Source organism: Pseudomonas sp. E315, assembly GCF_055406205.1.
Map to the genome: position 1 here is coordinate 277,863 of NZ_JBUZPJ010000005.1, position 12,923 is coordinate 290,785.

The following is a 12,923-nucleotide window of genomic DNA, read 5'->3' on the forward strand; positions in this document are numbered from 1 at the left end:
GATAAGTCTCTGCGCTGCCATCGCGAGCAAGCTCGCTCAAACCCCTGCGCTGTTCAGCGCAGCACGTTAAAAGCGCGCTTTAGGGGTCGCACTCGGGATCGGGTTTGTGCCGTCAAGTGGCAAAAAACTGCCTTTGTCGGCGTCGTAGGCTTTGATTTCGCTGGTTTCGATGTCGTAAACCCAACCATGAATAAACAGATGCCCGCTGGCCATGCGCGAAGCCACGGACGGGTGTGTACGCAAGTGTTGCAGCTGGGCGATCACGTTTTCTTCGGTCAGCACATGCATGCTTTCGGACTCTGTAGCGCAGTTGCAGTTGTCCTGCACCATAGTTTTGGCCACTTCAACGTGATGTAGCCAGGCCCTGACCGTTGGCATTTTTTTCAGGCTGGCGGGGTTGAGTACAGCGCGCATGGCGCCACAATCCGAATGCCCACAAATGATGATGTGCTGCACTCCCAGCGCCAGCACCGCGTACTCAATGGCGGTCGAAACACCGCCGTTCATCTGTCCGTAAGGTGGCACTACGTTGCCCACGTTGCGGGTGACAAACAGGTCGCCGGGTGCGCTCTGGGTGATGAGCTCGGGCACGATGCGCGAATCGGCGCAGGCAATAAACATAGCGCGCGGCGTTTGCGCGGTGGCGAGTTTTTTGAAGAAGGCTTCTTGCTCGGGGAATATTTCGTGATGGAAATGCAAAAAGCCATCAACGATGTGATGCAACGCTGCATCAGCACTTTGGGCGGCAGATGGCTCGGAGTTCGATGCAGCAGGCTGCGGTTTTTGCTTGTCGCTCATGTGAATCCCCTGGGCAAAGTGGCACCGGATGTTACCTGAACTCAATTCGTGGTGAAAACACACAAGCTGTAGCTACCGCGATGAGTCTTCCAGTCAGCCCGTTCTGCGTAGCAACTGACAAGGTACACAGGCAGCGATAGGGCGCATAAGCGGGTGCAAACCTGACCACTTCATGAGTCGCGCCTGGTTCAACAATGGGCTTGCAGCTCAGCCAACGCGTGGGCTGCTTCTTCGAGCTCAAACTCGTTAAAAACCCGCACTCCCGCACGCGTCAGCAGAGCTGCCGTGACTCCCTGACCCTGCACTTTTACGCCGCTAAAGCTGCCGTCATAGGTCAGCACATTGCCGCACGACGGGCTATTGGCCTTGAGCACAGCGATGCGGATGTTGTGCGCCTGCACCAGCGCCAACGCTTGGTGAGCGCCAGACACAAATGCTTGCGTCACATCCTCGCCTTCGGTGGTCATCACGGGCGCCTTGCCATTGAGCACCTCAACACCTTGGCCGCCGGGTATCTCAGCAGCAGCGCGGGGCGTGGGCAAGCCGCCCGCGACTTCTGGGCACAGTGCAATCACCCGGCCTTCGGCCTGCCAAAGGGCCAGTTGCGCATAAGGCCCACTGGCCCCGCCGTCGTAACGCACCCGATGACCCAACAAGCAGCGGCTGACCAATACGCGGTGCATCACAACAGCACCTCGGTCGCACGGCGGCGAAACCAGCCGGTCAGCGACAAGCGGTCTCGAGTGGCAGGCATCACTTCGTGCGGGATTTCACCCGACAAGAACACTACCAAACAGCCACCCGTCGGCAGTACGTCGTAATCCACACCGTTTTCAAGATACATGCGCAAATGGCCACCATGTTCGGGCAACCACGCTTGATTGAGGTAAACCACGGCCGACACCATGCGCCGATCATCGTCGCGAAAACGGTCCAGATGCTTGAGGTAAAACGCGCCTGGCGGATACAACGCAAAGTGGCTTTCAAAGTCCTCCAGGCCCAAAAAAAGCCTGCGATTCATGGCGATTCGCAGGCTTTCCATCAAGCCTAAATAACTGTCGCAGGCCAGTGCCTCTCCAGGCTCCAGCCATTGAATGTGGTCGCCGCGGATTCCCTCGCGGACCTCCTGCGCCGGGCCACGGCCCACAGCCGCCGGGGCCAGTTCACCTTCAACGGAACGTTTATGGCACTCAGCCGCTAGTTCAAGGGTCAGAGCCTCGGGCAAGAAGATGTTTTGCTGTGACCATCCCTGTGCGTACAGGTCGTCGACAATGCGTAGCAACAGCGGATGATCAGAGGGTATTTGCATGCCGCGCATATTATCGATACGCCTCGAAATTCGACAGTGCCGTATAGCAGCGTCAACACAAAAATTACCGCCCGTATATTTAAAGCCCCAAGAGCGAGACGACTTCTCGACAAGTCCTAGGCCACACCCGGACAATAGCGCCCTGCTGACAGGAGTCCTTCATGCGCCGCTTGTTTTTATTGTTAACCATTTTTTTCACCTTACCCGCATGGGCAGACAGCCTCGACGACTTGTTTACAACGGCGGGCTGGCCAGAACAACGAGCGCATTTCAATGATGCCTTGAGCGCCGCGCAACAGCGTTATCGCAACAGCTTGCCGCCTGCGGTGTATCAAGCGTTGGTGGACAACAGCAGCCAGCGCTTCGCCGCACAGGCGATGGATCAACGGGCCAAAGACCAAATGCGTAAACATTTGCCGGACCCAAACCCTGCATTGGTGTTTTTTCAATCGCAACTGGGCCACAAAATCGTTGCCGCTGAACTGCTCGCCACCCGCCGCGATCAACTGGCGCAGCACGCACAAGGCTTGCCGCGCATTGAGGCCAGTGCCACCCGCCAACTGCTGATCAACCATTTGTCCCGCGCATTGCCAGCCCGTGAAGCCGGGGCCGAGGTTAGCCTGGCGATTGCAGGCGTGGCGGCCGACAGCTTGAGTTCAATGATCCCGGGGTTGCTGGGCGGGGGTCAGGCGCAAAGCATGTTGAACGGCCAGCGCCAGCGGTTGATGGAGCAGATTGGCAGCGAGCTGGATAACACGTTGCTCTACGTGTACCGCGACTTGTCCGACCCGGAGCTGGAAGAGTTCGTGACCTTCGCCGAGTCAACGGACGGGCAAACCTACTATCAAGCTGCGCTGGTGGCGGTACGCGCGGGTTTGGCCGTGGGCCAAAGCACTTCAAGCCTGACGCAGTAGCTGCGGCCCTTGTCGCCGCCTTCATTAGCGACTAAAGCGGGTGGCAGGCACATCAGAAATGCTCATCCAAAAACGCGAAATAGTGATCGCGTATCTGCGCAGACTCATTCGCCAGATGGTGTCGCGCCTCGGGCATTAACAGCATCTTCGGCTGGTTGAACTTGGCTTTCACCACCTCAAGATTGTGTTTCCAATCGACGGTTTTATCTGCCTGCCCTTGGATCACCAAGGGGCAACGGGTGCTGGGCGATGCGGCTTCAATGCGCGGGATCCAGCGCGCCAAGGCGCCAACCCAAGCCGTCGGCAAACGCCGTGGCTGTAAAGGATCGGCCTGTAAAAAGGGTAAAAAGTCCGGGTCGGTCGAGTTCTCGCTGAAGCGCCGTTCAATGCCTTTAACAAAGGGACGAAGCAGGTAGTAGCTGAACTTCGACCAGTGCCAATCCTTTGGGCGAACCAACGGCGCCATCAATATTACCTGCCCTTGGGCCGGGCTCTGATCGCCTTGGCGCAGCAAATGGTCGATCACAACCGCGCCTCCCGTACTTTGCCCGCACAGGTGCCAAGGGTGCGGCAACTGGAGTGATTGCGCCTCGATGAACAAGCCTTGCAGCGCCTCTTGATACTGCGCGAAGTCATCAATACTGGCCCGCTCGCCACTGGACAACCCGTGCCCCGGCAGATCGCAGGCGATCACCACAAACCCGTGATTGAGCCCCCACTCGATGATGTGCCGGTACAGGCCCATGTGGTCGTAAAAGCCATGAATCACAAACAACGTTGCCACGGGCGAAGCTTGGGGCCACCACACTTGGCTGACCAATTCGTAACCGCCCGCACTAAAACGCCCCAGTTGGCGCCTGAAGGGCGCGGGGCGATTGGGGAAATCCAGTCCGTAAAAATACTGGTAGGCCAGCCCTTCACTCGATAACGGCTGACCTGCGGCCAACGGCTGCAAACTGGCGCGCAAGGAATCAGGGGAAAACGGGGCGGGCATAAGGGCTTCCAAACAGGGCGCATGGGCGCAAAACAGGCTTTATAGACCGCCGATATTCATCTGTCAGGTCAAGCATGGCAAGCTACGCGACCTTCGAGGACCTATTTGTATGCCTTTGCCCACGTTAAAAACACTGCTTGCCTGCTTATTTACGCTGATCTGTGCGGTAGGGTTGTGGGCGGCTTACGACTGGTTTCAGGGGCGTTATATTCGTGCTTTCAGCGATCAAACTGCACTGTTTGCAGGTGATGTATTGAGCCTGCCTGCCGAGCTGTCTGGCCCCGGCCCCATTCGCGTGGTGCATTTCTGGGACCCGGCCTGCCCGTGCAATGTCGGCAACCAACAACACCTCACCGAACTGCTGGCCACTTACGTGCCGCAGGGCGTGGCCTTCTACTCTGTGCGCAAGCCCGGCACCCAAGGCCAACTGCCCGCCACCATGAGTGCCATCAAGCCGTTGACGACCTTACCCGGCGCCGATCACCTGAGCGCCAGCCCGGCGGTGGCCATTTGGGATCGCAACGGGCAACTGGCTTATTTCGGCCCCTACAGCGAAGGTGCCACCTGCAATGCCAGCAACAGCTTTATCGAGCCTATTTTGCAAGCGTTGAGCAATAACCGTCCCGTAAAGGCCACCCACACCATGGCGGTGGGCTGTTATTGCCCGTGGCAGCCAGACCCAACTGCACAGTGAGCTAACGTCACTGGCGGTTTATAGAACAAGGAGTTCTCTGATGAAACGCAGCCTGACCGTCATTGCCATTGTCGTGGCTACCGTTGCTGGTGCAGGGGCGTGGTACGTGTACAGCAAGTTGCCCACCCGCCAAGGGCAGGTTGCGTTAAATACGCTGCAAGAACCCGTAACCGTGCGTTATGACGAGCGCGGCGTGCCGCACATTCGTGCTGGCAATCAGGCTGACGTGTATCGCGCCCTTGGCTATGTGCAGGCGCAAGATCGGCTGTTTCAAATGGAAATCATGCGCCGCCTGGCCCGTGGCGAATTGGCCGAAGTGCTAGGCCCCAAGCTTGTGGACACCGACAAGCTGTTTCGTAGCCTGCGCATTCGCGATCGAGCCGCCAGCTACTTGACCGAGCTGGATCAGCAATCACCCGCGTTTCTAGCGCTACAAGCCTATCTGGACGGGATTAACCAATACCAAGCGACCCACGCCAAACCTGTGGAGTTCGACCTGCTGGGGATCACCCCTCGGCCATTCACCCCCGAAGACACCATCAGTGTCGCCGGCTACATGGCCTACAGTTTTGCAGCAGCCTTTCGTACCGAACCGCTGTTGACCTATGTGCGCGACCAGTTGGGCAGCGACTACCTCAAGGTGTTCGATCTCGATTGGCAACCTAAAGGCGCCTTGCCTCCGGCGCTGGCAGCCAGCGACTGGAAAACCTTGGGGGCGCTGGCCCAACTGAGTGATCAAGCTTTGAGTCAGGCAGGTTTGCCGCAGTTTGAGGGCAGCAATGCGTGGGTGGTGTCGGGCAAACGCACGCAAAGCGGCAAGCCACTGTTGGCGGGCGACCCGCATATTCGTTTTTCGACGCCTTCGGTGTGGTACGAAGCGCAGCTGTCGGCCCCCGACTTTGAACTGTACGGCTACCACCAAGCGTTGGTGCCTTTCGCGTTTTTGGGCAATAACCGCGACTTTGGCTGGAGCCTGACTATGTTCCAGAACGACGATCTGGATTTGATTGCCGAAAAGACCAACCCCAAAAACCCGAATCAGGTTTGGTATCACGGCCAATGGGTCGACATGAGCAGCAGCGAGCAATACATCGAGGTCAAAGGCCAGCCCCCGGTCAGCTTCACTTTGCGCCAATCGCCCCACGGGCCAATCGTTAATGACGTGGTCGGCGCAGTGGCGGGCAATGCACCCATTGCCATGTGGTGGGGCTTTTTGGAAAGCAAAAACCCGATTCTCGAAGGCTTCTATCAGCTCAACCGGGCCAACACCCTGAAAAAAGCACGCACGGCGGCCACTTACATTCACGCGCCAGGGCTGAATTTGGTGTGGGCCAACGCCAAGGGAGACATTGGCTGGTGGGCCGCCGCACAGTTGCCCAAACGCCCAGCGGGGGTTAACCCGGCGTTCATTCTGGACGGCAGTACGGCGCAAGCAGACAAAATCGGGTTTTACCCGTTCAGCGCCAACCCGCAGGAACAAAACCCGGCGCGCGGTTACATCGTGTCAGCCAACTTTCAGCCGATATCACCCACAGGCATTGAGATCCCCGGTTACTACAACCTTGCCGATCGTGGCCAACAGCTCAATCGTCAACTGAGCGACACCCGGGTGAAATGGAACCTCAAAAACAGCCAAGCCCTGCAACTGGGCACAACCACCGATTACGGGCAACGCGTGCTCAAGCCGCTGCTGCCAGTGCTGCGCAACGTGGTCAGTGACCCGAGCGAGTTGAATCTGGTTGAGCAATTGGCGCAGTGGAAAGGTGATTATCCGCTGGACTCAACCAGCGCCACGCTGTTCAACCAGTTCTTGTTCAGCCTGGCCGACGCCGCCATGCACGACGAGTTGGGGGATGCGTTTTTTGACCTGCTGCTGAGTACGCGCGTGGTCGACAGCGCACTGCCTAGGCTCGCTGCAACCCCCAACTCTGTGTGGTGGGACAATCGTCACACGCTGGCCAAAGAGGGTCGCACCGAGACAGTCAAAGTCGCTTGGCAAAACAGCATCGCTCAGCTCAAGGTCACGCTGGGGGATGACCCTACGCAATGGCAGTGGGGCCGTGCTCACACACTGACCCACGAGCATCCGCTGGGGCGGCAAAAGCCGCTGGACTGGCTGTTTAATGTCGGCCCGTTTGCCGCGCCCGGTAGCCACGAAGTGCCGAACAATCTGTCCGCCAAACTCGGCCCGGCACCTTGGCCCGTCAACTACGGCCCGTCCACCCGGCGCTTGATCGACTTTGCCGACCCCACCCACAGCCTGACCATCAATCCGGTAGGGCAAAGCGGCGTACCTTTTGACAAGCATTACCGCGATCAGGCCCACACCTATATCGACGGCGGCTACGACCCTGCGCATTTTGGAGAAACCGAAGTGCAGCTCAACACACGCAGCACGTTGCATTTGGTGCCTGCGCGATAAACAACAGATTGGCGCAACGCGGCGCGGCCCCACAAAAAACCTTGGGCTTCGTGTGGTCGCCCGCGTAAACGCTGGGGTAGACTCCTGGGTCCCTACTTACTCGCCCAGTGAAGCTTTCCGATGCTTGAACAGTACGTCAAGAAGATCCTCACCTCGCGCGTTTATGACGTTGCCGTAGAAACCCCACTGCAAGCTGCCAATCAGCTTTCTGCTCGCCTGGGCAACCATATTTTGCTCAAGCGCGAAGATTTGCAGCCGGTGTTTTCGTTCAAGATTCGGGGCGCTTACAACACCCTCACGCAGTTGACTGATGCTGAGCGCGCGTGTGGTGTCGTGACCGCGTCGGCGGGTAACCATGCGCAGGGCTTGGCCTTGGCGGCCAAAGTGTTGGGCGTCAAAGCCACCATCGTCATGCCCAAAACCACGCCAGAGATCAAGATCGAAGGCGTGCGCTCTCGCGGCGGCATTGTGGTGCTGCACGGCGACTCGTTCCCCGAGGCGCTGGCTTACTCGCTCAAACTGGTCGATCAAGAAGGCTTCGTTTACGTTCACCCTTTTGATGACCCAAATGTCATTGCCGGGCAGGGCACCGTGGCGATGGAAATTCTGCGCCAGCACCCAACACCGCTGGACGCTATTTTTGTGCCGGTGGGCGGTGGCGGGCTGATCGCCGGGATTGCAGCGTATGTGAAGTACTTGCGCCCGGACATCAAGATTATTGGCGTTGAACCCGACGACTCCAATTGCCTGCAAGCCGCGATGGCGGCGGGCGAACGCGTAGTGCTACCAACCGTAGGGATTTTCGCCGACGGTGTAGCCGTGGCGCAGATTGGCCAGCACACGTTTGATATCTGCAAAGACTATGTCGATGAAGTCATCACGGTCAGCACCGATGAAATTTGCGCGGCGATCAAAGACATTTTCGACGACACCCGCTCAATCACTGAGCCTGCTGGGGCATTGGGTGTGGCCGGGATCAAAAAGTATGTTGAACAACGCGGCGTCAGTGGCCAAACACTGGTCGCGATTGAGTCCGGGGCTAACGTGAATTTTGACCGTTTGCGCCATGTGGCTGAACGCGCAGAGCTGGGTGAAGGCCGCGAAGCCATTATTGCCGTAACCATTCCAGAGGTGGCAGGCAGCTTCAAGGCGTTCTGCGAAGCGGTGGGCAAGCGCCAGATCACTGAGTTCAACTACCGCTATCACACCGGCAGCGAAGCACACATTTTTGTCGGCGTGCAGACTCATCCTGTGAACGACCCGCGCAGCGCCTTACTGGCCAGTCTGACCGAGCAAGGGTTTCCGGTGGTTGACCTGACCGATAACGAATTGGCCAAACTGCACATCCGACACATGGTGGGCGGGCATGCCGCCAAGGTGAGCGATGAGTTGCTATTTCGTTTTGAATTCCCGGAGCGCCCAGGCGCGCTATTTAACTTCCTGAACAAGTTGGGTGGTCGTTGGAATATTTCGATGTTCCATTACCGCAACCACGGCGCAGCAGATGGCCGTGTGATGGCAGGGCTACAAGTGCCTGCCGAAGAACGTCACCTAGTGCCCGCCGCACTGGCTGAAATCGGCTACCCGTACTGGGATGAAAGTGATAACCCGGCCTATCAGCTGTTTCTTGGCTGATAGCCGCTAAGCTGATTACACAGGCCAAGGAATTAATGACATGGAAACCTTCACAGCGCTGAAACTGCTGCATGGCGTATCAACATTGCTGTTGTTCGTCAGTGCCATTGCTTTGCTGGTTGTGGTGATTCGCCGTTGGCGCGCGGGGGATAAAGACCTGTCGGGCGGCGCATTGCGTGGGCCGTGGGGTTTTGTTTGGGCACTGATGGGGCTGTGTCTGCTGGCATTGCCAGTGAGCGGCTGGTGGTTAGTGCATTTGGCCGGTTGGCCGCTGAGCCAACTGTGGTTGTTGGCGGGCAGTGGCTTGTACCTGCTGGGCAGCCTGAGTTGGCTGTGGCTGGTGGTGCGGCTTAATCGCCTGCGATTAGGACGTGTGGCCAAGCACCCGCGCTTTACGCTGGCATTGGCCATAGTTTGTGCTGTTTGCTTTATCGCCATTGCTGGGCTGATGGGCGCCAAACCGGTTTAGAAACCACGTTGGAGCTGTCGCAGGCTGCGATTTTTAAACGATCAAAAGATCGCAGCCTGCACCAGCTCCTACTAATGCGTGGTTAGTTAGTCGCGCAATGACATTACTTTCCAGCCGCGCTTTTGAGCTTCAGCCAGCAGGTTCGGATCAGGGTCAACTGCTACTGGGTGCGTCACCTGCTCCAGCAGCGGCAAATCGTTCATCGAATCGCTGTAAAAATAGCTGCCCGCCAAGGTATAACCCGTCTCTTCGAGCCAGCGCGTCAGGCGTGTGACCTTGCCTTCGCGAAAGCACGGCACGTCGGTGCTGCGGCCGGTGTAGCGGCCATCGACGATTTCGCACTCAGTGGCAATCAGGTGTTCCACGCCCAAGCGTTTGGCAATCGGGGCAGTTACAACACGGTTGGTGGCGGTGATGATGACCAGCGTGTCGCCGGCCTCACGGTGCTGGGCCAACAGGGCGAGTGCTTTAGGCAGCACGATCGGCTCGACGCAATCGCGCATAAAATCGCGGTGCCACTCGTCAAGTTGAGCCATGTCATGACGGCCAAAAATTTCCATGCTGAAATTAAGGTACGCCGCGTTATCGAGCGTGCCTGCCAGATAGTCCTGATAAAACGCGTCGTTGCGCGCCTTGTAGGCTGCACCATCAAGAATGCCGCGTTCGCACAGGTAGTCGCCCCATGCGTGGTCGCTGTCGCCGCCTAAAAGGGTGTTGTCCAAGTCGAATAAAGCCAGACGCATTGCAATTACCCGCTGAGCTGTCGGTTGAAAGCCAACAAGAATACGGTCTTTTCATAAGACTGCACAAAGGCAGGAAGGCGCGTTGCTGCTTTAACAACCTTTGTGGAACAATGCGGCGACATGCGTTTGCGAGGTTGTGGCCGTGATCGACCCCGATGGTTTCCGTCCTAATGTCGGGATTATTCTGACAAATGATGCTGGTCAGGTACTTTGGGCTCGCCGTATCAATCAAGACGCGTGGCAGTTTCCACAGGGTGGTATTAACCCTGATGAAACGCCGGAAGACGCCTTGTACCGTGAGCTGAACGAAGAAGTTGGCCTTGAACGCGAAGATGTAGAAATACTCGCCTGTACGCGAGGCTGGTTGCGCTATCGTTTGCCGCAACGTTTGGTTCGTACCCACAGCCAACCGCTGTGTATCGGCCAGAAACAAAAGTGGTTTTTGTTGCGCCTGATCTCTAACGAGCAGCGGGTGCGCATGGATTTAACCGGTAAACCGGAGTTCGATGGCTGGCGCTGGGTCAGTTATTGGTATCCGTTGGGCCAGGTGGTGACATTCAAGCGCGAGGTCTACCGTCGCGCTCTCAAAGAGCTTGCCCCGCGCCTATTAACGCGCACCTGACACGGAGTTCGACCCCGAGCCATGCTCAATACGCTGCGCAAGATCGTCCAGGAAGTTAACGCCGCCAAGGATCTCAAGGCGGCGTTGGGGATTATTGTGTTGCGCGTCAAAGAGGCGATGGGCAGCCAGGTCTGTTCAGTCTATTTGCTTGATCCAGAGACCAACCGTTTTGTGCTGATGGCCACTGAGGGCTTGAACAAGCGCTCAATCGGCAAAGTCAGCATGGCGCCCAACGAAGGCCTTGTGGGTCTTGTGGGCACCCGTGAAGAGCCTCTGAACCTCGAAAACGCCGCCGATCACCCGCGCTATCGCTACTTTGCCGAAACCGGCGAAGAACGCTATGCCTCTTTCCTCGGCGCGCCGATCATCCACCACCGCCGCGTGGTTGGGGTGCTGGTCATTCAGCAAAAAGAACGCCGTCAGTTTGATGAGGGCGAAGAAGCCTTCCTGGTCACCATGAGCGCGCAATTGGCCGGGGTTATTGCCCATGCCGAGGCCACGGGGTCAATTCGCGGCCTAGGCCGTCAGGGTAAAGGCATCCAGGAGGCCAAGTTTGTTGGCGTGCCGGGCTCGCCGGGGGCGGCTGTAGGCACAGCGGTGGTCATGCTGCCACCGGCTGATCTGGACGTGGTGCCTGATAAAACCATCGCTGATATCCCCGCCGAGATTGCGCTGTTCAAAACCGCCCTTGAAGGCGTGCGCAACGACATGCGCGCGGTATCAAAAAAGCTCGCTACCCAGCTGCGCCCCGAAGAGCAAGCGCTGTTCGACGTGTACCTGATGATGCTCGATGACGCATCGTTAGGCAGCGAAGTCAAAAATGTGATCAAAACCGGCCAGTGGGCGCAGGGCGCGCTGCGTCAGGTGGTGTCCGATCACGTCAATCGCTTTGAGTTGATGGACGATGACTACCTGCGTGAGCGGGCCTCCGATGTGCGCGATCTGGGCCGGCGCCTGCTGGCTTACTTGCAGCACGATCGTCAGCAAACCATGGTCTATCCCGACAACACCATTTTGGTCAGTGAAGAACTGACCGCGACCATGCTCGGCGAAGTGCCAGAAGGCAAGCTCGTGGGGTTGGTGTCGGTACTGGGTTCGGGTAACTCTCACGTGGCCATTTTGGCCCGTGCGATGGGTATTCCAACGGTGATGGGCCTGGTTGACCTGCCGTATTCCAAAGTCGACGGCATTCAGATGATCGTCGATGGCTACCACGGCGAGGTCTACACCAACCCCAGCGACGTGCTGCGCAAGCAATACGCGGAAGTGGTCGAAGAAGAGCGTCAGCTGTCTGAGGGCCTTGATGCCCTGCGCGAGCTGCCGTGCATCACTCCGGACGGGCATCGCATGCCGCTGTGGGTGAACACCGGTTTGCTGGCCGATGTGGCGCGTGCGCAACAGCGCGGCGCAGAAGGCGTAGGTCTGTACCGCACCGAAGTGCCGTTCATGATCAACCAGCGCTTTCCGAGCGAAAAGGAGCAGTTGGCGATTTATCGCGAGCAACTCGCCGCCTTCCATCCCCAACCAGTGACCATGCGCAGCCTGGACATTGGCGGCGACAAGTCACTGTCGTACTTCCCGATCAAAGAAGACAACCCGTTCCTTGGCTGGCGCGGGATCCGCGTTACCCTCGACCACCCGGAAATCTTTCTGGTTCAGGCCCGGGCCATGCTCAAGGCCAGCGAAGGCCTGAACAACCTGCGTATTTTGCTGCCGATGATTTCCGGCACACACGAACTCGAAGAAGCCCTGCACCTGCTGCACCGTGCATGGGGCGAGGTGCGTGACGAAGGCACTGACGTGCCGATGCCGCCGATTGGCGTGATGATCGAAATCCCGGCGGCGGTGTACCAAACCAAAGAGCTGGCCCGCCAAGTGGACTTCCTGTCGGTGGGTTCCAACGACCTGACCCAATACTTGCTGGCCGTAGACCGCAACAACCCACGGGTTGCCGACTTGTACGATTACCTGCACCCGGCGGTGCTGCAAGCGCTGCAATCAGTGGTGCGCGACGCCCACGCCGAAGGCAAGCCGGTGAGTATTTGCGGCGAAATGGCAGGTGACCCGGCGGCGGCGATCTTGCTGATGGCGATGGGCTTTGACAGCTTGTCGATGAACGCCACCAACTTGCCAAAAGTGAAATGGATGCTGCGTCAGGTCAACCTGAGCCGCGCTAAAGAGCTGCTGGCTGAAGTGATGACCATCGACAACCCGCAGGTCATTCGCAGCACCCTGCAATTGGCCCTGAAAAACCTTGGCTTGACCCGCATGATGAACCCGGCAGCCATCAAACCTTATTGATCGCTGCTTCGCAAAAGCCTCT

The 12,923-nt window shown here is 58.0% G+C and carries 12 protein-coding genes; 7 read left to right on the plus strand and 5 right to left on the minus strand.

The window, feature by feature from the left end:
- Positions 1 to 66: 66 nt before the first annotated feature.
- The 3 genes from ACZRJQ_RS10225 to ACZRJQ_RS10235 all read right to left on the minus strand — a co-directional run bounded on the left by ACZRJQ_RS10225 (position 67) and on the right by ACZRJQ_RS10235 (position 2,116).
- A complete protein-coding gene (locus tag ACZRJQ_RS10225) occupies positions 67 to 798 on the minus strand; it encodes a carbonic anhydrase (protein ID WP_463978237.1) in 732 nt (243 codons plus the stop codon).
- A gap of 188 nt (positions 799 to 986) precedes the next feature.
- Positions 987 to 1,481 carry a 2-thiouracil desulfurase family protein gene (locus ACZRJQ_RS10230; RefSeq protein WP_463978238.1) on the minus strand — a complete coding sequence of 165 codons (495 nt, stop codon included), beginning with the start codon at positions 1,479 to 1,481 and terminating at the stop codon, positions 987 to 989.
- The gene (locus ACZRJQ_RS10235; protein ID WP_463978239.1) at positions 1,481 to 2,116 is read right to left on the minus strand and encodes a 2OG-Fe(II) oxygenase; all 636 of its coding nucleotides are present in this window, start codon (positions 2,114 to 2,116) and stop codon (positions 1,481 to 1,483) included. The genes ACZRJQ_RS10230 and ACZRJQ_RS10235 overlap by 1 nt, the downstream gene beginning before the upstream one ends.
- A gap of 152 nt (positions 2,117 to 2,268) precedes the next feature.
- Between ACZRJQ_RS10235 and ACZRJQ_RS10240 the strand changes: the two genes are divergently transcribed.
- On the plus strand, positions 2,269 to 3,021 hold the full coding sequence (locus ACZRJQ_RS10240; RefSeq protein ID WP_463978240.1) for a hypothetical protein: 753 nt from the start codon (positions 2,269 to 2,271) through the stop codon (positions 3,019 to 3,021).
- A gap of 52 nt (positions 3,022 to 3,073) precedes the next feature.
- Here ACZRJQ_RS10240 and bipL read toward each other — a convergent pair whose 3' ends face one another.
- Entirely contained in the window at positions 3,074 to 4,015 is a 942-nt protein-coding gene (gene bipL / locus ACZRJQ_RS10245; protein ID WP_463978241.1) for a phospholipase BipL, read from the minus strand.
- Between the two features lie 109 nt (positions 4,016 to 4,124).
- Here bipL and ACZRJQ_RS10250 point away from each other — a divergent pair, with 109 nt between their 5' ends.
- From ACZRJQ_RS10250 to ACZRJQ_RS10265, 4 genes are all read left to right on the plus strand, one after another.
- Positions 4,125 to 4,709 carry a DUF6436 domain-containing protein gene (locus tag ACZRJQ_RS10250; protein WP_463978242.1) on the plus strand — a complete coding sequence of 195 codons (585 nt, stop codon included), beginning with the start codon at positions 4,125 to 4,127 and terminating at the stop codon, positions 4,707 to 4,709.
- 40 nt (positions 4,710 to 4,749) lie between these two features.
- Positions 4,750 to 7,131 carry a penicillin acylase family protein gene (locus ACZRJQ_RS10255; RefSeq protein WP_463978243.1) on the plus strand — a complete coding sequence of 794 codons (2,382 nt, stop codon included), beginning with the start codon at positions 4,750 to 4,752 and terminating at the stop codon, positions 7,129 to 7,131.
- 120 nt (positions 7,132 to 7,251) lie between these two features.
- On the plus strand, positions 7,252 to 8,766 hold the full coding sequence (gene ilvA, locus ACZRJQ_RS10260) for a threonine ammonia-lyase, biosynthetic (protein WP_463978244.1): 1,515 nt from the start codon (positions 7,252 to 7,254) through the stop codon (positions 8,764 to 8,766).
- Positions 8,767 to 8,806: 40 nt separating this feature from the next.
- Complete coding sequence (locus ACZRJQ_RS10265) at positions 8,807 to 9,235, plus strand: DUF2269 family protein (protein ID WP_463978245.1); 429 nt, start codon at positions 8,807 to 8,809, stop codon at positions 9,233 to 9,235.
- 86 nt (positions 9,236 to 9,321) lie between these two features.
- Here the strand turns inward: ACZRJQ_RS10265 and ACZRJQ_RS10270 are convergent, their stop codons facing one another.
- On the minus strand, positions 9,322 to 9,978 hold the full coding sequence (locus tag ACZRJQ_RS10270) for a histidinol-phosphatase (protein WP_463978246.1): 657 nt from the start codon (positions 9,976 to 9,978) through the stop codon (positions 9,322 to 9,324).
- Between the two features lie 142 nt (positions 9,979 to 10,120).
- Here ACZRJQ_RS10270 and ACZRJQ_RS10275 point away from each other — a divergent pair, with 142 nt between their 5' ends.
- Positions 10,121 to 10,600 (plus strand): RNA pyrophosphohydrolase, encoded by a 480-nt coding sequence (locus ACZRJQ_RS10275; protein WP_463978247.1) that lies wholly within the window; start codon positions 10,121 to 10,123, stop codon positions 10,598 to 10,600.
- A 21-nt stretch (positions 10,601 to 10,621) separates the two neighbouring features.
- Positions 10,622 to 12,901 (plus strand): phosphoenolpyruvate--protein phosphotransferase, encoded by a 2,280-nt coding sequence (gene ptsP, locus ACZRJQ_RS10280; RefSeq protein WP_463978248.1) that lies wholly within the window; start codon positions 10,622 to 10,624, stop codon positions 12,899 to 12,901.
- Positions 12,902 to 12,923: the final 22 nt, after the last annotated feature.

What these genes read in the sequence shown, in the direction of transcription:
- ACZRJQ_RS10225 (WP_463978237.1), bottom strand. Translation starts at nt 798, where the DNA reads ATGAGCGACAAGCAAAAACCGCAGCCTGCTGCATCGAACTCCGAGCCA.
- ACZRJQ_RS10230 (WP_463978238.1), bottom strand. Translation starts at nt 1,481, where the DNA reads ATGCACCGCGTATTGGTCAGCCGCTGCTTGTTGGGTCATCGGGTGCGT.
- ACZRJQ_RS10235 (WP_463978239.1), bottom strand. Translation starts at nt 2,116, where the DNA reads ATGCGCGGCATGCAAATACCCTCTGATCATCCGCTGTTGCTACGCATT.
- ACZRJQ_RS10240 (WP_463978240.1), top strand. Translation starts at nt 2,269, where the DNA reads ATGCGCCGCTTGTTTTTATTGTTAACCATTTTTTTCACCTTACCCGCA.
- bipL (WP_463978241.1), bottom strand. Translation starts at nt 4,015, where the DNA reads ATGCCCGCCCCGTTTTCCCCTGATTCCTTGCGCGCCAGTTTGCAGCCG.
- ACZRJQ_RS10250 (WP_463978242.1), top strand. Translation starts at nt 4,125, where the DNA reads ATGCCTTTGCCCACGTTAAAAACACTGCTTGCCTGCTTATTTACGCTG.
- ACZRJQ_RS10255 (WP_463978243.1), top strand. Translation starts at nt 4,750, where the DNA reads ATGAAACGCAGCCTGACCGTCATTGCCATTGTCGTGGCTACCGTTGCT.
- ilvA (WP_463978244.1), top strand. Translation starts at nt 7,252, where the DNA reads ATGCTTGAACAGTACGTCAAGAAGATCCTCACCTCGCGCGTTTATGAC.
- ACZRJQ_RS10265 (WP_463978245.1), top strand. Translation starts at nt 8,807, where the DNA reads ATGGAAACCTTCACAGCGCTGAAACTGCTGCATGGCGTATCAACATTG.
- ACZRJQ_RS10270 (WP_463978246.1), bottom strand. Translation starts at nt 9,978, where the DNA reads ATGCGTCTGGCTTTATTCGACTTGGACAACACCCTTTTAGGCGGCGAC.
- ptsP (WP_463978248.1), top strand. Translation starts at nt 10,622, where the DNA reads ATGCTCAATACGCTGCGCAAGATCGTCCAGGAAGTTAACGCCGCCAAG.